This window comes from Anaeromyxobacter sp. SG64 (genome assembly GCF_022690745.1).
GTDB classification, from domain to species: Bacteria; Myxococcota; Myxococcia; order Myxococcales; family Anaeromyxobacteraceae; genus Anaeromyxobacter; species Anaeromyxobacter soli.
The window spans coordinates 1-20090 of sequence record NZ_JALCZB010000084.1 but is presented as its reverse complement, the minus strand read 5'-3'; the positions used below and the strand labels follow the sequence as shown (position 1 = coordinate 20090).

General features: G+C 74.2%; 20 protein-coding genes. 13 read left to right on the top strand and 7 right to left on the bottom strand.

The features are described 5' to 3' along the window. From MNZ29_RS19125 to MNZ29_RS19080, 10 genes are all read left to right on the top strand, one after another. A partial coding sequence (locus MNZ29_RS19125; protein WP_242356333.1) for an LptA/OstA family protein occupies positions 1–457 on the top strand: 457 nt, incomplete at its 5' end. Next, on the top strand, positions 454–1209 hold the full coding sequence (gene lptB / locus MNZ29_RS19120; RefSeq protein ID WP_242337173.1) for an LPS export ABC transporter ATP-binding protein: 756 nt from the start codon (positions 454–456) through the stop codon (positions 1207–1209). The genes MNZ29_RS19125 and lptB, both read left to right, overlap by 4 nt. After that, complete coding sequence (gene rpoN / locus MNZ29_RS19115; protein ID WP_242337175.1) at positions 1206–2711, top strand: RNA polymerase factor sigma-54; 1506 nt, start codon at positions 1206–1208, stop codon at positions 2709–2711. The genes lptB and rpoN overlap by 4 nt, the downstream gene beginning before the upstream one ends. A gap of 218 nt (positions 2712–2929) precedes the next feature. Beyond that, positions 2930–3490 carry a ribosome hibernation-promoting factor, HPF/YfiA family gene (gene hpf, locus MNZ29_RS19110; RefSeq protein WP_242337177.1) on the top strand — a complete coding sequence of 187 codons (561 nt, stop codon included), beginning with the start codon at positions 2930–2932 and terminating at the stop codon, positions 3488–3490. A gap of 341 nt (positions 3491–3831) precedes the next feature. After that, positions 3832–4290 carry a PTS sugar transporter subunit IIA gene (locus MNZ29_RS19105; protein WP_242337179.1) on the top strand — a complete coding sequence of 153 codons (459 nt, stop codon included), beginning with the start codon at positions 3832–3834 and terminating at the stop codon, positions 4288–4290. Between the two features lie 172 nt (positions 4291–4462). Further along, the gene (locus MNZ29_RS19100; RefSeq protein ID WP_242337181.1) at positions 4463–4690 is read left to right on the top strand and encodes a sulfurtransferase TusA family protein; all 228 of its coding nucleotides are present in this window, start codon (positions 4463–4465) and stop codon (positions 4688–4690) included. Between the two features lie 6 nt (positions 4691–4696). After that, a complete protein-coding gene (locus tag MNZ29_RS19095) occupies positions 4697–6649 on the top strand; it encodes a 4Fe-4S dicluster domain-containing protein (RefSeq protein ID WP_242356331.1) in 1953 nt (650 codons plus the stop codon). 6 nt (positions 6650–6655) lie between these two features. After that, positions 6656–8173 (top strand): hydrogenase iron-sulfur subunit, encoded by a 1518-nt coding sequence (locus MNZ29_RS19090; protein ID WP_242356330.1) that lies wholly within the window; start codon positions 6656–6658, stop codon positions 8171–8173. Further along, positions 8170–9687 (top strand): Ni/Fe hydrogenase subunit alpha, encoded by a 1518-nt coding sequence (locus MNZ29_RS19085; RefSeq protein WP_242340061.1) that lies wholly within the window; start codon positions 8170–8172, stop codon positions 9685–9687. The genes MNZ29_RS19090 and MNZ29_RS19085 overlap by 4 nt, the downstream gene beginning before the upstream one ends. Further along, positions 9684–10151, top strand: a complete 468-nt coding sequence (locus tag MNZ29_RS19080; protein ID WP_242340060.1) for a hydrogenase maturation protease — start codon at positions 9684–9686, stop codon at positions 10149–10151. The genes MNZ29_RS19085 and MNZ29_RS19080 overlap by 4 nt, the downstream gene beginning before the upstream one ends. A 51-nt stretch (positions 10152–10202) precedes the next feature. Here MNZ29_RS19080 and MNZ29_RS19075 read toward each other — a convergent pair whose 3' ends face one another. Next, complete coding sequence (locus tag MNZ29_RS19075) at positions 10203–11021, bottom strand: Sir2 family NAD-dependent protein deacetylase (RefSeq protein WP_242340059.1); 819 nt, start codon at positions 11019–11021, stop codon at positions 10203–10205. Between the two features lie 101 nt (positions 11022–11122). On the opposite strand from MNZ29_RS19075, the gene MNZ29_RS19070 reads away from it, so the two are divergent. The 3 genes from MNZ29_RS19070 (at position 11123) to MNZ29_RS19060 (ending at position 13889) form a co-directional block, all read left to right on the top strand. Further along, positions 11123–12682, top strand: a complete 1560-nt coding sequence (locus tag MNZ29_RS19070; RefSeq protein ID WP_242340058.1) for an ATP-dependent DNA ligase — start codon at positions 11123–11125, stop codon at positions 12680–12682. Between the two features lie 13 nt (positions 12683–12695). Further along, a complete protein-coding gene (locus MNZ29_RS19065; protein WP_242340057.1) occupies positions 12696–13310 on the top strand; it encodes a peptidylprolyl isomerase in 615 nt (204 codons plus the stop codon). Between the two features lie 138 nt (positions 13311–13448). After that, positions 13449–13889, top strand: a complete 441-nt coding sequence (locus MNZ29_RS19060; RefSeq protein WP_242340056.1) for a carboxymuconolactone decarboxylase family protein — start codon at positions 13449–13451, stop codon at positions 13887–13889. 299 nt (positions 13890–14188) lie between these two features. Here the strand turns inward: MNZ29_RS19060 and lepB are convergent, their stop codons facing one another. The 6 genes from lepB to MNZ29_RS19030 all read right to left on the bottom strand — a co-directional run. Next, positions 14189–14878 carry a signal peptidase I gene (lepB, locus tag MNZ29_RS19055; RefSeq protein ID WP_242356328.1) on the bottom strand — a complete coding sequence of 230 codons (690 nt, stop codon included), beginning with the start codon at positions 14876–14878 and terminating at the stop codon, positions 14189–14191. 14 nt (positions 14879–14892) lie between these two features. Beyond that, positions 14893–16122 carry an ABC transporter permease gene (locus MNZ29_RS19050; protein WP_242356326.1) on the bottom strand — a complete coding sequence of 410 codons (1230 nt, stop codon included), beginning with the start codon at positions 16120–16122 and terminating at the stop codon, positions 14893–14895. Next, on the bottom strand, positions 16119–17381 hold the full coding sequence (locus MNZ29_RS19045; RefSeq protein WP_242340053.1) for an ABC transporter permease: 1263 nt from the start codon (positions 17379–17381) through the stop codon (positions 16119–16121). The genes MNZ29_RS19050 and MNZ29_RS19045 overlap by 4 nt, the downstream gene beginning before the upstream one ends. Further along, positions 17378–18106 carry an ABC transporter ATP-binding protein gene (locus MNZ29_RS19040; RefSeq protein ID WP_242340052.1) on the bottom strand — a complete coding sequence of 243 codons (729 nt, stop codon included), beginning with the start codon at positions 18104–18106 and terminating at the stop codon, positions 17378–17380. Before MNZ29_RS19040 ends, MNZ29_RS19045 begins: the two co-directional genes overlap by 4 nt. Before the next feature lie 2 nt (positions 18107–18108). Beyond that, complete coding sequence (locus MNZ29_RS19035) at positions 18109–19497, bottom strand: efflux RND transporter periplasmic adaptor subunit (RefSeq protein ID WP_242340051.1); 1389 nt, start codon at positions 19495–19497, stop codon at positions 18109–18111. Beyond that, positions 19498–20090: TolC family protein (locus tag MNZ29_RS19030; protein ID WP_242356324.1), on the bottom strand; the 593-nt coding region annotated here is incomplete at its 5' end. It abuts the gene before it with no gap.

Genomic DNA, 20090 nt, shown 5'->3' with positions numbered 1-20090 from the left:
GCCGCGGGGCGCCGCCGCCGCCGCGGGCGAGGGGAAGGTCCGGATCGACGCGGACGAGCTCCACTACGCCTTCCAGAAGCGCGAGGTGATCTTCACCGGGAAGCCGGTCGTCCTGACGCGCGGCGACGCGAAGCTCACCTGCGCGCGGCTCGTCGCGACGAACGACGCCCGGGGCGAGGTCTCGCAGGCGATCTGCTCGGGCGACGTCCGCTTCGAGCGCGGCGAGCGGCTCGTCACGTGCGAGAAGGCGACCTACGAGGCGGCGGCGGCGCGGCTCGTGTGCGAGGGGAGCCCGGTGCTGCGGGACGGCCCGAGCGAGGCGCGCGGGACGCGGCTCGTCTACGACCTGAAGCGCGACGAGGCCAAGCTGGAGGGCGCGAAGATGCTCCTGCCCGGCGACGAGGTGGACGCGCGCCGGCGCGAGCTCGAGGCGCGACGCAAGGGGGCCACGCCGTGACGGCGGACGTCCTCCGCGCCGACGGGCTCGTGAAGAGCTACCGCCGCCGCCGCGTCGTCGACGGCGTCTCGTTCCACGTCTCGCCCGGCGAGGTGGTGGGGCTGCTCGGGCCGAACGGGGCCGGCAAGACCACGTCCTTCAACATGGTGGTCGGCCTCGTGACGCCCGACGGCGGCACCGTCCGGCTCGGCGACACCGAGCTCACCCGCGAGCCGATGCACCGCCGGGCGCGCCTCGGAGTCGGCTACCTGCCGCAGGAGGCGTCCATCTTCCGGCGGCTCACCGTCCGCCAGAACTTCACCGGCGTCCTCGAGGCGCTCGGGGTCGGGCACGCGGAGCGGGAGCGGCGGGCGGAGGCGCTCCTCGCGGAGTTCCGGCTCGAGAAGGTGGCGGAGAGCCTCGGCGAGCAGCTCTCGGGCGGCGAGCGCCGCCGCGCCGAGGTGGCGCGGAGCCTCCTCTCGAACCCGAAGTACATCCTCTTCGACGAGCCGTTCGCGGGCGTCGATCCGATCGCGGTCGGCGAGCTGCAGCGCCTCATCGGCTCGCTGCGCGATCGCGGCATCGGCGTCCTCATCACCGATCACGCCGTGCGCGAGGCCCTCGGCATCTGCGGCCGGGCCTACATCCTGTCCTCGGGGACCATCCTCGAGGCGGGCACCCCCGCCGAGATCGCGGCGAGCCCGCGGGCGCGGGCGGTCTACCTGGGAGAGAAGTTCCGGCTGGACGACGCTCCGGCCATGGAGCGGCGATGAGCCTCGAGCTGAAGCAGCACCTCAAGATGACGCAGCAGCTGGTGATGACCCCCCAGCTGCAGCAGGCCATCAAGCTCCTCCAGCTCTCGCGCATGGAGCTCGTCGACCTCATCCGCACCGAGATGACGGAGAACCCGCTCCTCGAGGACCCGGCCGAGGGCGAGGAGGAGTCGCGCGCCGAGGGGGCGAGCCCGGCGGAGCAGGCGCAGCTCGAGGCGGAGCCGCAGCACAAGGACGCCGAGAAGTCCGAGGAGGTGAAGGGCGAGGAGGGCGCGAACGAGATCGACTGGGATCAGTACCTCGACCACTACCAGCTCCAGGGCCACACCGCGCCGTCGAACCGCGGCCTCACCGACGAGGAGCTGCCCGGCTACGAGGCGACCCTCACCAAGAAGACCGACCTCGTCGACCACCTCGTCTGGCAGCTCCGCCTCTCGAACCTCACGCCCGAGGAGGAGCGCGTCGCGATGCTCGTCATCGGGAACCTCGACGACGACGGCTACTTCAAGATGCCGGCGGTGGAGGGCGAGAGCGAGGAGTCGATGACCCGCGATCCGCTCGTGCGCGTGGCGTTCGAGTCGGGCATGGGGGTCGAGTTCGCCGAGGGCGTCCTCAAGAAGGTCCAGTCGCTCGATCCGCCCGGGGTCGCCGCGCGCGACCTCCGCGAGTGCCTCCTCATCCAGGTCCGCCACCTCAACGCCGACACGCCGGAGATCGTGGCGATCATCGAGCGCCACCTCAAGCACCTCGAGTCGAAGAACTACGCGGCCATCGCGAAGGACCTGAAGATCTCGATCGACGAGGTCGTGAAGGCGGTGAAGGTGATCAGCCGCCTCGAGCCGAAGCCGGGCCGGGCCTACTCGGGGGAGGAGGCGCAGTACATCACCCCCGACGTCTACGTGCACAAGATGGGGGACAAGTACGTCACCGTCCTCAACGACGACGGGCTCTCGAAGCTGCGCATCAGCGGGATGTACCGCGCCGCGCTGAAGAACGGCCAGGCGGGCGAGGCGAAGGAGTACATCCAGGAGAAGCTGCGCAGCGCGGTCTGGCTCATCCGCTCCATCCACCAGCGGCAGCGGACGATCTACAAGGTCACCGAGTCGATCGTGAAGTTCCAGCGCGAGTTCCTCGACAAGGGCATCGCGCACCTGCGGCCGCTCATCCTGCGCGACGTGGCGGAGGACATCGGGATGCACGAGTCGACCGTCTCGCGCGTCACGACGAACAAGTACGTCCACACGCCGCAGGGGATCTACGAGCTCAAGTTCTTCTTCAACTCGGCCATCAACCGGACCGGCGGCGACGAGATCGCGAGCGAGGCCGTCAAGAACCACATCAAGCGCATCGTCGCGGCCGAGGACCCGAAGCACCCTCACTCGGACCAGCGCATCGTCGAGATCCTGAAGGACCAGGGCATCGAGATCGCGCGCCGGACGGTCGCCAAGTACCGCGAGGTGCTCGGGATCCTCCCGAGCTCGAAGCGCAAGAAGTACTTCTGAGGCGCGGGCCCGCGGCCGCGGCTCCGCCCCGGCGACGCCCCCGAAGAGCCTCGGGCGGGGGGACGGGGGGAGTGCCCTCCGGCGCGCCTCTGTTATGATTTCACGTGAGCATGTTGCCAGCGTGGGCAGCATCGGCGGCGGCCGCGGCTCCGGGGGACTCGAGGTCCCACCGGTCCGCGGCCGAAGTATTTTCAGCGATCCCGCACAGGAGGCGGTCAATGCAGGTGAACATCACCTTCCGGCATCTCGAGCCCACCGAAGCGTTGAAGTCCCATGTCAAAGGCCGCGTCGAGCACGTCCAGCGCTACATCGACCGGCCGAGCGAGGCCCACGCGGTGCTTCACGTCGAGAACCTGGATCACCACGCCGAGCTCACGGTGAAGGCCGGCCGGTTCCTGCTGCGCGGCACCGCCCGCTCCCAGGACATGTACGCGTCCATCGACCAGGCCGCGGACAAGATCGAGCGGCAGCTGAAGAAGCACAAGGCGAAGCTCTCGAGCCACTACAAGGCGAACGGCACGCCGCCGCCGTGGGCGCCGGTCGAGGTCCGCCACGACGTGCTCGACATCCTCGAGCACCCCGAGCGCCCGAGCCACCGCGTCGTGAAGAGCAAGCAGTTCCAGGCGAAGCCGATGACGATCGACGAGGCGATCCTCCAGCTCGAGCTGCTCGACGCGAAGTTCTACGTCTTCCAGAACTCGGAGGACCGGGCGGTCAACGTCGTCTACCGGCGCGACGAGGGGGGCTTCGGCCTCATCGAGGCGCGGAACAGCATCTAACGGGGGCTGCGCCCCCGCCCCGCCGGCGGCTGCCGCCGCCGTCGGGGCCCGGTGGTCGTGCCGGGGGGACGCACGAGGCGCGTCCCCCCGGACCCCCCGCTCGCTCCGGCGCAGCCTCATCCGGCTGCGCCTCCGCTCGCACCACGCCGCGAGCGACGCATTCCTCCGCGGGCAGGTTCGGGCTCGGGGGGCTCGCTTCGCTGGCGGTCGCGGCCCGTCGCGGGGCGCCGGTCGGGCTCGCCTCGCTCGGCGACGATCCGTTCGCGAGCGGCCGTGCGACGGCTCCGCTTGCCGTCTTGCCGACGCGTTGCCACCTGTGTTAGCTGACGCCCGGTTCTCTCATGAAGATCGTCGAGTTCCTGCGGCCTGACGCGGTGATCGCGAACCTCTCCGGCCAGACCGGTCAGGCGACGCTCGCGGAGCTCTGCCGCCCGCTCGCGTCCGCCTACAAGGTCGACGGGCAGCGCCTCCTGGAGACGCTGCTCGAGCGCGAGAAGCTGGGCTCGACGGGCATCGGCGAGGGCGTCGCGATCCCGCACGGGAAGGTCCCCGGGCTCCCCGGCCTCATCGCCGCCTTCGGCCGCTCCACCACCGGCATCGACTTCCGCGCGATCGACGGGCGACCCACCCACCTGTTCTTCGCGCTGTTCGCGCCCGAGAACTCCGCGGGCGCGCACCTCAAGGCGCTCGCGCGCATCAGCAGGATCTTCAAGAACGCGACGTTCCGCGAGGCGCTGCTGCGCGCGGGATCCGCCGATGAGATCTTCCGGCTCATCGAGGCGGAGGACGCCAAGTACTGAGCGGCCGACCGGGCGGGTGCCCGGTGCGGCGCCGCGGCGCATCCCCCGCTCATCGCCGGCTCTGCGATCGTTTGATGGTAATGTCGGGCCGCGTCAGGCCCGCTCGAAGCGCCGCCGCTTTGCGATCACCATCGGCCGAGCGCCTCGCGTCCTCGCAAGGAGAACGTCTTCAGTGGCCTCGAACTTCATGCGGATCGACTGCTCCGGGATGCGCTGCCCCCAGCCGGTGCTGAAGCTCGCCGTAGAGACCGCCGAGACGCCTGCCGGTACGGTCGTGGAAATCGTGGGCGACTGCCCGACGTTCGAGAAGGACATCCGGACCTTCTGCGAGCGGCGCAAGAAGACGCTCCTCTCCGTCCGTCCCGATGCGCAGAGGGTCGTCATCCAGATCCAGTACTGAGAGGCCGTGACACAGAGCGGAGCGCGGCAGCCCGGCCCGACAGAGCCCACCCCGGACACGCAGCACCGCGCGACCGGCGTCTATCTCTGCCGCTGCGGCCCGAACCTCGGGGCGGTGGTTGAGCTCGGCTCGCTCGGCGCTCCGTCGGCGTGGCCGGGAGCCGGCGACGTCGCGGTCCACGACGTGCTGTGCTCCGAGGAAGGGAAGGCCTGGCTCGCCGCCCGGATCCGGGAGCGCGGGCTCGAGCGCGTCGTCATCGGCGCCTGCTCCCCACGGGAGCACGAGGCGACGTTCCGGGCGGTGCTCGAGGGGGCGGGCCGTTCGCCCGAGCACCTGCAGCTCGTGAACCTGCGCGAGCAGGTGGAGTGGGTGGGGGGCGATCCCGCGGAGGCCACCGAGCGGGCGCGCCGGCTCCTCTCGGCGGGGCTCGCGCGGGTCCGCCTGCACCGGCCGATTCCCCGCGCGGAGGTGGCGGCCTCGCCCGACGTCCTCGTCGTGGGCGGCGGCGCGGCGGGGATCGCGGCCGCGCGCGCGCTCGCCCGGCGCGAGCGCAGGGTCTACCTCGTGGAGCGCGCGTTCGCGCTCGGCGGGCTCGCCAACCGGCTCGACGAGATCTTCCCCGCGGGCGAGTGCGCGAGCTGCTTCATGGAGCCGGTGCTCGACGAGGTGCTCCACTCCGAGCGGATCGAGGTGCTGACGGGCGCCGAGCTCCGCCGGGTGCGCGGCGCCCACGGGAGGTTCGCGGTCGAGCTCGCGATCGCGCCGCGCGGCGTCGATCCGGCGGTGTGCCTGGGATGCGCCTCCTGCAGCGCGGCCTGTCCCGCCGTGCGCGCCGACCCGGACGGCGGACCGGCGCGGAAGGCGATCGGCGTCCCGTACCCGGGCGCGCTCCCGCACGCCTCCGCCATCGATCGCGCGGCGTGCCTGCGCGCCCGCGGCGAGGCCTGCGACGCCTGCGCCCGGGCCTGCCCGTTCGGCGCCGTCCGGCTGGACGAGCCGGCGCGCACCCGCGAGGTCACGGTGGGGGCGATCGTGGTCGCCACGGGGATGAGGCCGGGCGAGGTGGCGGGGCCGGACGGCGTCGTCTCGACGTACGCGCTCGAGCGGATGCTGCACCCGGACGGCCCGACGGGCGGCGAGGTTCGCGGCGCGGGCGGGCGGCCGCCGCGCGCGGTGCTGCTCGCCGCGACCGCGGACGAGGACGGGTCCCTCCCGGGGGAGGAGCTCCTGAAGCTCGCGAGCCGGCTCCGCGCGCGCCTGCCGGCCGCTCGGATCGCGGTCGCGGGCGGGCTCGATCGCGCGCCCGGCGCGGCGAGGCGGGCGGCGGCCCTCGCGGCGAGCGGGGTCGAGCTCCTGCCCGCGGCGCTCGTGCCCGGCGCGGTCGAGGCGTGCGCGGACGGACTGCGCGCGCGCCTCTCCGACGGGGCGGAGCGGAAGGCCGACCTCGTCGCGATCCACGCGCCCGCGCGCGGCGCGGACGGGGCCGAGGCGCTCGCGCGGCTCCTCCGCGTCGACTCGGACGCGCGCGGGTTCCTCGCCGACGGGGGCGCGAGCCCCTTCGAGCCCACGGCGACGCGCATCGCGGGCGTGTACGTCGCCGGCGCGGCGGCCGGGCCTCGCCCCATCCACGAGGCGATCCGCGACGGCACCGCCGCCGCCGGGCTGGTGCTCGCCTCGCTCGCCCCGGGCGACCTCTTGCCGCTCGAGCCGCTCGCCGCGGAGATCGACCCGGCCCGCTGCGGCGGCTGTGCGCTGTGCGTGGCGGCCTGCCCCTTCGGCGCCGTCGGCCTCGACCCCGCGACCGGGCGGGCGCTGGTGGCGGCGGTGCACTGCCGAGGCTGCGGCACCTGCGTCGCCGCCTGCCCGGCGGGCGCGGCGACCGCGCGGCACTTCACCGGCGCGCAGATCGCGGCGGAGATCACGGCGCTCCTGCGCGGCGCGCCGGGGAGCGGGGGGTAGCCGCGGATGGCGCACGAGCCCCGCATCGTCGCGTTCCTGTGCAGCTGGTGCGCGTACTCGGCGGCCGACCGCGCCGGGCAGGCGCGCCTCGAGTACCCGCAGAGCCTCCTCACCGTGCGCGTCATGTGCAGCGGGCGCGTCGAGCCGGCCTTCGTGCTCCAGGCCTTCCGCGAGGGCGCGGACGGCGTGCTCGTGGCGGGCTGCCACCCCGGCGACTGCCACTACCTCGACGGCAACCTCAGGGCCGCCGCGCGCCACGCGGTGCTGGTGCGCGCCCTCGAGCAGGCGGGCATCGAGCCCGCGCGCTTCCGGATCGCCTGGGCGAGCGCGGCGGAGGGCGAGCGCTTCGCCGCGACCGTACGCGAGATGACCGAGGCCCTCCGGGCGCTCGGGCCGCTCGCCTACCCGGCCCGCGCCGCCCTCGACGGCGTGGAGGAGGTGCGCGCGCTCTCGCCCGCGCTCGACGGCGTCGAGGACGGGCGTTCCCTCGCGCCCGCGCGCGGAGGGCCGTCCGGGTCCGCGGCGCCGCTCCCGCCCCGCGCCCCCGGCAAGCCGCGCGTCGCCTTCTACTGGAACGCCTCCTGCGGCGGCTGCGAGGAGGCGGTGATGGATCTCGGCGAGGGGCTCGCGTCCCTGCTCGAGCGCGTCGAGGTGGTGCTCTGGCCGGTGGCGCTCGATCACAAGCGGGCCGACGTCGAGGCAATGCCCGACGGCGGGATCGACGTCGCGTTCGTGAACGGCGCGGTGCGGCTCAGCGAGCAGGACGAGTGGTCGCGGCTCCTGCGTCGCAAGGCGCGCGTGCTCGTCTCCTTCGGCGCCTGCGCGCACATGGGGGGCGTGGTCGGGCTCGGGAACCTCTCCTCGCCGGCCGAGCTCCTCGACGCGGCCTACCGCCGCCCGGCGTCGGTCTCGAACCCGGACGCGCCGCTCCCGGGCGGCCCGGTCGCCGGAGGAGGCGGCCTCTCGCTTCCCGTGCTCCTCTCCCGCGCGCTCCCGCTCGCCGAGGTGGTCCCGGTGGACTACACCGTCCCGGGCTGCCCGCCCTCGCCGGCGATCGTCGAGGCCGCGCTCGACGCGCTGCTCGGCGACGCTCTCCCGCTGCACGGCGCCGTGCTCGCGCCGAACGTCGCCCTCTGCGACGGGTGCCCGCGCAAGGGCTCGCGGCCGGAGCGCCTCTCGGTGGCGTCGCTGCGCCGCATCGCCACCACCGCGCTCGACCCGGAGCGCTGCTTCCTCGCGCAGGGGCTCGTCTGCCTCGGGCCGGGGACGCGAGCGGGCTGCCAGCCGGGCTGCATCGAGGCGGGCATGCCGTGCCGGGGCTGCTTCGGTCCGCTCGACGGCGTGCGCGACCCGGGCGCGGCGATGCTGTCCGCCTTCGCGTCGCTCTTCGCGGGCGGAGAGGCGGAGGTGGTCGCGCTCGCGGACGCGCTGCCCGATCCGGCGGGCACCTTCTGGCGCTACTCGTACGCGGCCGGGCTCGTGCCCGCGCGCGTGCGGCCCGCCTCGGAGGGGGGCGAGGGATGACGCGCCGGATCACCATCGACCCGATCACGCGCCTCGAGGGTCACGGCAAGATCGAGGTCTTCCTCGACGCCGACGGGAACGCGGAGAGCGCGTTCCTGCAGGTGCCGGAGCTGCGCGGGTTCGAGCGCTTCTGCGTGGGCCGGCCGGCGGAGGAGATGCCGCAGCTCACCGCCCACGTCTGCGGCGTCTGCCCGGCGGCGCACCACATCGCGGCCGCCCGCGCGCTCGACGCGCTGTACGGCGTCGTCCCGCCCGCCGCGGCCCGGAAGCTCCAGGCGCTCTACTACAACCTGTTCATCTTCGAGGATCACCTCCTCCACTACTGGTACATGGGCGGGCCGGACTTCTACGCCGGCTCCTCGGCGCCCGCGCCCATGCGGAGCATCGTCGGCGTCCTCGCGAAGGTCGGCGCGGACCTCGGCCGGCGCATCCTCGGCGCCCGCAAGGAGGCGCGCGAGCTCATGGCCGCCATCGCGGGGCGCACCATCCACCCCGTGTTCGCGCTGCCGGGCGGAGTCTCCCGTCCGCTCGACCCCGAGACCGTCCGCCGCGCCCGCGAGCTCGCGCCCGGGCTCGTCCGGTTCGCGGCCGACACGCTCGAGTCGTTCCGCGCGGCGGTGCTCGGGAGCGGCGAGTACGGCGAGGCGCTCTCGAGCGAGGTGTACCGCGTCCGCTGCCACTCGATGGGCATGGTGGACGAGGCGGGGCGGCTCACGTTCCTCGACGGAGCGCTGCGGGTGGTGGATCCGCAGGGCGGCGAGCTCGCGCGCTTCCAGCCTAGAGACTGGCTCCTCCACCTCGCCGAGCGGGTCGAGCCCTGGACCTACGCGAAGCTCACCTTCCTCAAGGCGAAGGGCTGGACGGGATTCACGGAGGGTGACGAGAGCGGGCTCTACCGGGTCGGGCCGCTCGCGCGGCTCAACGTCGCGCGCGCGATGGCGACGCCGCGCGCCGAGGCGGAGCGCCAGCGGCTCTTCGACGCGCTCGGCTGGCCGGCCCATCAGACGCTCGCGTTCCACTGGGCGCGCCTCGTGGAGGCGCTCCAGGCGGCGGAGGCGGTCGAGGCGCTCGCGGCGGATCCGGACCTCGAGGCGCGCGAGCCGAGCCAGGTCCGCACCGTGCCCGCGCCGCTCGCGGGGCCGTCCGAGGGGGTCGGCGTGGTCGAGGCGCCGCGCGGCACGCTCATCCACCACTACGCCACCGACGCGGACGGCCTGCTCACCGCCGCGAACCTCGTCGTGGCCTCCCAGCACAACGCCGCCCCGGTGCAGATCTCGGTGCGCAAGGCGGCGCGCGGGCTCATCCGGAACGGGAAGGTCGATCCCGCGCTCCTGAACCAGCTCGAGATGGCGTTCCGCGCCTACGACCCCTGCAACGCCTGCGCGTCGCACGCGCTCCCCGGCGAGCTGCCCCTCGTCGTCACCGTGCGCGGGCCGGACGGCGCGGTGCGCGAGGTGATCCGGCGGCGGGTGTCCACCGAGGATGACGGTGCCGATGCGGGGGCGGGGGAGTGAGCGTCCCGGTCCTCGTCCTCTGCCTCGGGAACGCGCTCCGCAGGGACGACGCGGTGGCGCTCCACGTCGCCGACGCGCTCTCGCGCGAGGGTGCGCCGGGCGTCACCGTCCGGCGCAGCGCCGCCGCCGGGCTCTACCTCCTCGACGACATGGAGGGCTTCGACCGCGTCGTGGTGGTGGACGCGGTGCGGACCGGTGGTCATCCGCCCGGGACGGTGCTCGCCTTCCCGCTCGACGCGCTCCACGCGCCCGAGGGGCCCTCGCCCCACGCCATCGGCCTGCCCTCAGCGCTCGCTCGCGCCGCGGCGTCGGGCGCGCCGGTCCCATCGCGCATCGAGGTGGTCGCCGTCGAGGCGCTGGCGCTGGACGAGGTGGGCGAGGGGCTCACGCCCGCGGTCGCCGCGGCGATCCCCGCGGCCGTCGCCGCGGTGTGGCGGGCGGTGGCCGCGCTCGCCGCGCCGTGAGGACCCGCGCTGCGAGGGCCCACACGGGACCTCGGCAGCGTGCAGCGCTCATCACAGCGCCGCGTCGATCCGCTCCAGCGCCTCGCGCGCGCCGCTCGCGATGGAGAGGTGCGGCGGGCGCACCTCCGGCTCGCGCGGGTTCACGCGCACGAGCGTCGCGCCCGGGCGGGCGCCGAGCCGCTCGGAGTGCCAGCGGATCGTCGGCACGGCCGTGCCCGCCCCGAGCTCCAGGATCACGAGGCGCGCCTCGCCCCGCTCGTCCAGCCACGCCTCGAAGCGCTCGGCCTGGGCGTCGGTGCGCGAGGAGAGCCACGCGCCGTCGCCGAACATGAGGATGTTCGGGCGCGCCACGCCGCGGCAGCGGAGGCAGCGGGGGATGCGCTGCGCGCGCATGGTCGCCGCGTCCACCGCGACGTCCTCCTCGTTCGGCCAGATCGTCCCGCAGCACGGCTCGGTGCACTGGAGGTGGTGGATGGAGCCGTGGACCTCGAGCACCTGCTCCGCGGGGAACCCCGCCTTCTGGAACTGACCGTCCACGTTCGAGGTGACGACGAAGCAGGGGAGGCCGAGTCGCTCCGACCAGCGCAGGAGGAGCGCGAAGCCGGGGTGCGGCGCGGTCTCCCGGTAGAGGCGCGCCCGGTGCCCGTAGAAGCCCCAGCCGAACGCCGGGTCCGCCTCGAAGTGGACCGGGTTCGCCGCGTCCACGAACGAGATGCCGAGCCGCTCGTAGGGCGGGTACGCCTTCCAGAAGCCTCGGTCGCCGCGGAAGTCCGGGAGCCCGGAGTCGACGCCCATGCCGGCGCCGGCGGTGACCACGAGGGCACCGGCCGAGCGGAGTGCGGCGGCGGCGGCGGCGTGCGGGTCGGGCATGCGCCGGATTGTACGGCGACCGGCCCCGAGGCGGCGCGGCGCGGCGCGCTCGTGAGGGGCCCCGGCTCGTCCCGGGCCGGGGGGCCGGTTAGGGAACGAGGGTGCAGCTCGCCGAGCTCGTCCAGGCCTCGAACGCCGTCGCCCGCACCGCCGCCCGGCTGGAGAAGATCGCGCGGCTCGTGGAGGCGCTGCACGCGCTCGCGCCGGAGGAGCGGCGCGCCGGGGCGAGCTGGCTCTCGGGGGAGCTCGCCCAGGGGCGCATCGGGCTCGGCCCCGCCGCGGTGCGGCGTGCGCTCGCGGCGACGGAGCCGGCGGGCGCGGCGACGCTCTCGGTCGCGGAGGTGGACGCCGCGCTCGACCGGATCGCGGCGGCGCGCGGCGGCGGCTCGGGCGGCGAGCGCGCGCGGCTCCTCGCGGCGCTCCTCGCGCGCGGCACCGCCGAGGAGCGCGACTTCCTCGGGCGGCTCCTGCTCGGCGAGCTGCGCCAGGGCGCGCTCGAGGGTGTGCTGGTGGAGGCGGTGGCGCGCGCCGCGGGGCTCTCCGCGAGCGACGTGCGCCGGGCGGTGATGATGGGCGGCGCGCTCGCGCCGGTGACCGAGGCCGCGCTCTCGGAGGGCGCGGCGGGGCTCGCCCGGTTTCGGCTGCGGCTCCTGGAGCCCGTCCAGCCGATGCTCGCGCAGCCGGCCGGCGGGGTGGACGAGGCGCTCGACGCGCTCGGCGAGGCCGCGCTCGAGTGGAAGCTCGACGGCGCGCGCGTGCAGGTCCACAAGGACGGGGAGCGGGTGCGCGTCTTCTCGCGGACGCTGCGCGACGTGACGGTGGCGGTCCCGGAGGTGGCGGAGGCGGTGCGCGCGCTCCCCGCCTCCTCGCTCGTGCTCGACGGCGAGGCGATCGCGCTCCGCGCCGACGGCTCGCCCGAGCCGTTCCAGGTCACCATGCGCCGCTTCGGCCGGAAGCTCGAGGTGGGGCGCCTGCGCGAGGAGCTGCCGCTCTCGGTGCTGTTCTTCGACGCGCTCCACGCCGGGGGGGAGGACCTCGTCCTCTTGCCCTTCCGCGAGCGGCACGCCGCGCTGGCGGACGCGCTGCCCGGGCCCCTGCGCGTGCCCCGCCTCGTCACCGCGGACCGCGCGGCCGCCCAGGCCTTCCTCGACGGCGCGCTCGCGCGCGGTCACGAGGGGCTCGTGGCGAAGTCGCTCGCGGCGCCCTACGAGGCGGGCCGCCGCGGCGCGAGCTGGCTCAAGGTGAAGCGCGCGCACACGCTCGATCTCGTGGTGCTCGCCGCGGAGTGGGGCAGCGGCCGCCGCCGGGGCTGGCTCTCCAACCTGCACCTCGGCGCGCGCGATCCCGCGAGCGGCGGGTTCGCCATGCTGGGCAAGACGTTCAAGGGCATGACCGACGAGATGCTCGCCTGGCAGACCGAGCGCTTCCGCGCGCTGGCGCTCGGCACGACCGACGGGTACGTGGTCCACCTCCGCCCGGACGTGGTGGTGGAGATCGCTTTCGACGGCCTGCAGGAGAGCCCCCGCTACCCGTCGGGCCTCGCGCTGCGGTTCGCGCGCGTGAAGCGCTACCGTCCGGACAAGCGCCCCGAGGACGCGGACACGATCGAGACGGTGCGCGCGATCCACGCGCAGCAGCTGGCGGGGGAGCGCCGGCCGTGATTCACTGACCGTCATGCGCTCCGCCGTCGCCGCCGCGCTCGCCGCGTGCCTGCTCCTCGCCCCCGCTGCCCGCGCCCGCCCGGTCCGCGCGCCGGAGCCGCCCGAGCACCCGCGCGTGCGCCTCGAGACCGAGCTCGGCGCGATCGAGCTCGAGCTCGATCGGGCGCGTGCGCCTCGCACCACGGCGAACTTCCTGCGCTACGTCGAGGCGGGCCGCTACGACGGCGGCCGCTTCCATCGCACCGTGCGCGCCGACAACCAGCCCGACGACCGCGTCCGCATCGCGGTCGTCCAGGCGGGCGTCGATCCGGCGAAGGAGGCCGAGGACTTCCCGCCGATCGCGCTGGAGCGGACGCGCGACACGGGCCTCCGTCACCGCGCCGGGACGCTCTCCATGGCCCGAGCCCGACCGGACACCGCGACGAGCGACTTCTTCGTCTGCCTCGACGACGAGCCCGAGCTCGACTCGGGTGGACGCCGGAACCCGGACGGTCAAGGCTTTGCCGCCTTCGGGCGCGTCATCGCCGGAATGGACGTCGTGCGCCGCATCCACGCGTCGCCCGCCAAGGGCCAGGCGCTCGATCCGCCCGTCCGCATCCTGCGCGCGCGCCTCATGGGGACCCGCTGATCGCGGGAGCCTCCGTCGATTGCGGCGTTCCGCCGCATCGCTAGATCCCTCCCCGACGCCGCGCCGACCGGGCCGCGCGGCCGGCGGCGACCCCGATCGCCGCGGCCCGCGATCGACGAGCGCCACGAGGAGAGCGACATGGCCGACGTGAAGGCGATCCATGACGAGGTGAAGCAGCTGTTCGGGCTCGTGCCGACCTGGGTGAAGGAGATGCCCGAGTCGGCGGTGACCGGCTTCTGGACGCTGATGCGCGACTTCCAGCTCGCGGAGACGCGCATCCCGAACAAGTACAAGGAGCTCATGGGGCTCGCGGTGGCCGGCGCGACCCGCTGCCGCTACTGCGCGCTGTTCCACACCGAGGCGGCGCGAATGTTCGGCGCCACCGACGAGGAGATCGCCGAGGCGAGCATGATGAGCGCCGCGACGATGGCGGGGAGCACGTTCCTCAACGCGCAGCAGACCGACTACGACACCTTCGCCCGCGAGCTGCGCGAGATGCTCGAGTACATCCGCGCCCACCAGCCCGCCGCGGCCGCCGCTACGAGCGCCACCCAGCAGCAGCCGCCGATGCAGCATTGAGGGTCTAACCGGGGCTCGCCACACGCATGCTTCGCGGGAGGGGCCCCGCGCAACGCGCGGGGAGGGGCGAAGCCCCTCCCCGCCCCCGCCTGAGCACGGGGTGAGTGCCAGCGTGCTGCTGCACGCGATCAGCAGGGAGGGGCCCCGTCGCGAAGCGACGGGGAGGGACGCAGTCCCTCCCGGCGGGGAACGGTCGCGAACCCGCGTCAGCGGGCGCGACCGTTCACGGCCCCCGCCGAGCAGGGGGTGGGGCCCCGACGAGCTTTGCTCGGCGGGGCGGGGGACGGAGTCCCCCGCTTCTAATGATTCACGAAGTGAAACAGACGGTCCCAGCGCGGCCCGCCCGGACCCCAGGACACGAGCGCGAGCCAGGCGCGGCCCTTGATGCGGCCGACCGGCACCGGGCCGAACACGCGGCTGTCGGCGGAGTGGTCGCGGTGGTCGCCGGCGAGCCACACCGTCCCGTCGGGCACCTTCACCGACGGTACGTCACCGCACGGCAGGTAAGGCGTGCAGAAGGTGTGGTAGCGGTGATCGACGAGCGACTCGACGAAGTCGACGCACGGCTCCTCGCGCCACGGGCCGCCCTCGTTCTTGTTCCAGTAGCTGCAGCGTCCGGGGACGCGCTCGCGCGCCACCGGCGCGCCGTTCACGACGAGGTGGCCGTCCCGGATCTCGACCGTGTCGCCGCCCACGGCGACCACCCGCTTGATGAGGTCGTCGTCGCGCGGGTTCCCGGGCGGCGCGAGCAGCACGACGATGTCGCCGCGCGCCGGGCTGCGCCAGGTGGCCTGCGCCGTCTCGGTGAACGGCAGGCGCGCCCCGTAGGCCCACTTCTCGACGATGACGTAGTCGCCGATCTGCAGGGTCGGGATCATCGAGCCCGACGGGATGTAGACGGCCTCGTAGAGGAACGTCCGGAACGCGAGGACGGCGAGGATGGTGAACGTCCAGCCCCGCACCTCTTTGACGAGCTTCGACCGGTCCACGCGCCCCGCGTCTCCTATTCGGTCCGCATCGCCTCGACGGGGTCGAGCTTCGACGCCCGGGCGGCGGGGTAGATGCCGAACAGGAGGCCTGCCCCGCCCGCGGAGGCGAGGGAGACTATCACCGCCCACGCCGGGATGCTCGCGGGAACTTGCCAGATCTCCCGCGCCCCGAGCGCGAGGCCCGCGCCGAGCAGGACGCCCACGAGCCCCCCGAGGGCCGAGAGGAAGACCGACTCGACGAGGAACTGGGAGAGGATGCGCCGGCGGCGCGCGCCGAGCGCCATGCGGATGCCGATCTCGCGCGTCCGCTCGGTCACGGACACGAGCATGATGTTCATGACGCCGATGCCGCCGACGAGGAGCGCGAGCGCGCACACGCCGAACGTCGCGGCACCCACCATCTTGGCGAGGTTGTCGAAGAGCTGGGCGGAGGTGTCGTTCGAGAAGATCTCGAAGTCGCTCTCCTCGTGCGGCGCGAGCCCGCGGATGCGGCGGAGCTTCGCCACCACCTCCTCGAGCGCCCTGGGCGCGTCGTCCGGCGTCGTCGCGACCACGGCGATGTTGTTGTTCCGCACCTTCCCGAGCGCGCGCTCGTAGGCGGTCCACGGCACGACCGCCCATCCGTCCTTCGACTGGCCGAGGAGCGAACCCTCGCGCTCGGCGACCCCGATGACCTCGAAGGGCACGCCGCGGACGCGGACCTCCTGGCCGAGCGGATCCTGGCCGGGGAAGAGGATGTCCTGGACGTCGGCGCCGATGACGATGACCCGCCGGCCGAGCTGGACGTCGGTGTGGCTGAGGAACCGGCCGAGGGCGATGTCGACGCCGTTCGCGCGCTCGTAGTCCGGCAGCGCGCCGCAGACGCTGATGTTCTGCTTGGTCGTGCGATCCCGGGTGGCGAGGGCCTCCGGCCGGCGCGCCCACTCCTCGATCGACACGTAGGCGACGTGCGGCAGCTCGCGGAGCGCCTCGCCCTGCTCGCGGGTGAGGTCCGGGCGCCGCTCGTACTTCCGGTGGTCGTGCGGGCCGAACTGGAGCGCGGGCCACTTCTGCACCTGGAAGGCGCCCGCGCCGAGCGCGGCGAAGTCGCTCGTGAGCTTCAGGCGGAACCCCTCGGTGAGCGACATCATCGCGACCACCGTGGACGCGCCGATGACGATGCCGAGCAGGGTGAGCACGGAGCGCAGGACGTTCGCGCGGAGCGTCCCGAGGGCCATCGCGATGGTGTCGAGGAGGGCGGTCATTCGTAGCGCAGCGCCTCCACCGGATCGAGCCGCGCGGCCCGCCAGGCGGGCCACGAGCCGAAGAGGAGCCCCACGCCGGCGGAGAAGCCGATGCCGAGCGCCACCGCCGAGGGCGTCGCCGCGGCGGCGAGCGGCGTGAGGAGCGCGACGAGCTGGGCGACGCCCAGGCCGAGCGCCGTCCCGACCGCCCCGCCGAGCGCCGCCACCACCGAGGACTCGATGAGGAACTGGAGCAGGATCGTGCGCCGCCGCGCGCCCAGGGCGCGCCGCACGCCGATCTCGCGGGTCCGCTCGGTGACCGACACCAGCATGATGTTCATGATGCCGATGCCGCCCACGACGAGCGTGATCATGCCGACGCCGATGGCCACGCCGTAGAGCGCGCCGGTGAGCTGCCGGTACACCTTGAGGAACTGCTCCTGCCGGTTGAGGGCGAAGTCGTCCTTCTTGTCGGGCGGGACCTGCCGCACGCGGCGGAGGATGCCGACGAGCTCGTCCTCGAGCGCGGGGAGGTCCTCCGGCGCGGCGGCGACCGCGATGTTGAGCGAGCGCTTGCCGCCGAGGTCGCGCAGGAAGGTGGTGTAGGGGACGATGACGTTCGCGTCCATGTTCATGCCGAGGAGCTGCCCGCGGCGTCCGATGGTGCCCACCACGGTGAACGGGATCCCGTTCACGACGACCTTCTTGCCGAGCGCGCCCTCCGCCGTGGCGCCCGGGAACAGGCGATCGACGAGCTCCGCGCCGAGCACCACCGTGTTGCGCGAGAGATCGACGTCGATCTCCGCGAGGAAGCGCCCCGCTGCGACGGAGCCCGCGCCGGTCTCGAGGTACTGCGCGTTCGTGCCGATGATCTGGACGGACGAGACCTCCTTCTCGGCGCGCGTCACCGGACCTCTCGTCATCGCCATCGGCGCGATGGCGCTCGCGTGCAGCGCCTCGCGCTGGATGGCCTCGAGCTCGCGGCGGCCCAGGTCCTTGCGGTTGCGCATCTCCCACCACGCGTCGCGACCCGCCACGAACCAGCCGAACTTGGAGACGTAGACCGTGCCCGCCCCGAGGGTCGAGATCTGCGACTCGAACGAGGCGTTGAGGCCCTGGATGATCGCGACGATGGCGATCACCGTCATGACCCCGATGACGATGCCGAGGGTGGTGAGGAAGCTCCGCAGCCGCGCCCCGACGAGGTTCGCGAGGGCGATGCGGACGCCCTCGGAGATCTCCGAGGCCGCGCGGACGAGCCCGCGCCGCAGCCGCCTCATGCGTGCACCACGCGCGCCGCCGTGAGCGTGGCGACCTCCGCGCCCGGCCCGTCGCCGACCACCCGCCCGTCGGTGAGCCGGATGGCGCGGGGGCAGCGCGCGGCGAGCCGCGGCTCGTGGGTGACGAGCAAGATGGTGTGGCCGCGGCGGTGGAGATCGTCGAACAGGCGGATGATCTCCTCGCCGGTGGAGGAGTCGAGGTTACCGGTGGGCTCGTCCGCGAGCAGGAGCGACGGCTCGCCGACGAGCGCGCGCGCGATGGCGACGCGCTGGCGCTGCCCGCCGGAGAGCTCGTTCGGCCGGTGGTGCATGCGGTTCGTGAGGCCGACCGCCGCGAGCGCCGCCTCGGCGCGGTCCCGGCGCTCGCGCCGGGAGACGCCGCGGTAGACGAGCGGGAGCTCGACGTTGGCGAGCGCGGTGGCGCGGGGGAGGAGCTGGAACGTCTGGAAGACGAAGCCGATCTCCTTGTTGCGAAGGTCGGCGAGGGCGTCGTCGGCCAGCCCCTGCACGTCGGCGCCGTTCAGCCGGTAGCTGCCGGAGCTCGGCGTGTCGAGGCAGCCGATGAGGTTCATGAGCGTCGACTTGCCCGATCCCGACTGGCCGACGATCGCCACCCACTCGCCGCGCTCGATCGCGAAGGAGACGCCGTCGAGCGCGCGGACGGTCTCTCCGCCCACCTCGTAGTACCGGCAGAGGTCCTCGACGAGGATCAGCGCGTCGTCCACGGCTAGCCCTTCCCCTTCGGCCCCTTCGCCCCCGGGACCTCCTCGGTGACGGGCTTCCCGTCGGCGAGCTCTCGCGAGAGGACGCGGTACGGCCCCTCGACGACCTTGTCGCCCTCCGCGAGCCCCTTCACGATCTCGATCTCGGTGTCGCTCGCGAGCCCGGTCTCGACCTCGCGCACCTTCGCGACGCCGCCGTCCACGACGAAGACCACCTTGCGGAGCGGCTCGCGGCGCGGCTTCTTGCCGGGCTTCGCCGGCGCGCCGCCGTTCTCCTGCGGCGGGTCCTCCTGGGCGGCCCCCTTCCCGCCGGCCCGCAGCTCCTTCTCCGGCCGCACGGTGACCGCCTGGATGGGCACCACCACCGCGCCGTCGCGGGTGTCCGTGGCGATCGCGGCCTGCGCGCTCATGCCGGGGAGCGCCCCCGGCACGCGCTCCGTGAGCGCGAGCCGGACGACGAACGTCGTCACCTCGCCCTCCGTGCCCGCGTTCTTCACGGTGGCGTTCCGCGCGACCTCGACCACCTGGGCCGGGAACTTCCGCTCCGGGATGGCGTCGATGTCGATGTCGGCGGTGTCGCCCTCCTTCACGAACACCACCTCGTGCTCGCCGACCTCCACGTTCACCTCCATCTGCGACAGGGTGGAGATGACGACGATGACGTCCTCGGAGAAGTCGGAGCCGCGCACGCGCTCGCCGACCTGCTTCTGGCGCTTCGTCACGACGCCGTCGATGGGCGCCGTGAGCGTGGTGAGCGAGAGGAGGTGGCGCGCCTCGCGCAGCGCCGCGTCGGCCTGCTCGATCCGCCCGCGGGCGGCGTCGGCCCGGGCGCGCTCGCCCTGGACCTTGGCGCGGGCCTGCTCCACCTCCGCCGTGCTCGCGTTGCCGCTCTGCGCGAGCCGCTCGACGCGCCCGAGCTCCTGCTCGAGCTGCGTCACGTTCACGTTCTGCGACTGGAGGTCGGCCGCGGCCGAGGCGCGCGCCGCGTCCTGCTGCGAGACCTGGGCCGTGTAGCGGCGCGCGTCGATGCGACCGAGCACCTGCCCCTTCTTGACGAGATCGCCCTCCTTCACGTTGAGCTCGAGGAGGTCGCCCGAGATGTTGGAGGACAGCTTCACCTCGGTCGCCGCCTGGAGCTTCCCGGCGGCGGTGACGATGCGGGTGATGCTGCCCTTGCGCGCGGTGATCGCCTGGATCGCGACCGGCGGCGCCGGGCGCGGCCGGAGCGAGAGGACCGTGATCGCGGCGACCGCGAGGACGAAGAGGGTCGCGACGATCCGCTTCGTCCAGCTCATGCGGATCCGCGGCGGAGGGCGGGCGAGGACGGGCCCCTCGGGCGCGGGGCGCTCGGCGGGCTCGGGGGCGGGCATCGATGCGGGGTTGTGCGTCGCCATCTAGATGGGTCCTCCCGCGGCGCGCGCGAGATCCGCGATCGCGACCGCGTGATCGATCCTCGCCTCGACGAGCGCGAGCTCGGCCTGGGTCAGCTTCAGGGAGGCGTCGCGCAGCTCGAGCTGCGTCGCGAGGCCGGCGTCGAGCCGCTCCCGCGCGAGCGCGAGCCCCTGCTCCGCCATCCGCAGGTTGTCGGTGGCGAGGGAGACCTGCCGCGCGCGCGCCTCGGCGAGCGCGCGGGAGTCGGTGATCTCCTTCGCGACCGCGTCGAGGGTCCGCTCCGCCGAGGCGCGGGCGCGCCGCGCGAGGCTCTCGGCGCGCTGCACCTCCGCGGAGGTGCGGCGGCCCTCGAACAGGTTCCACGACGCGACGAGCTGCACGCTCGCCGTGTAGTCGCGCGAGGGGTCGGAGTACACGCCCCCCTTGCCCGCGAGCTCCACGCCGTTGCGGTTGTAGCCGGCCTGCACGTCCAGCCGCGGCAGGTAGCCCGCCTGCGCGATGCGGATCGCCGCGTCGGCCGCCTCGACGCGCGCGCGCTCCGCGGCGAGCGCGGGGCGGCGCTCGCGGGCCGCGGCGAGCACCGCCTCGGCGGGCG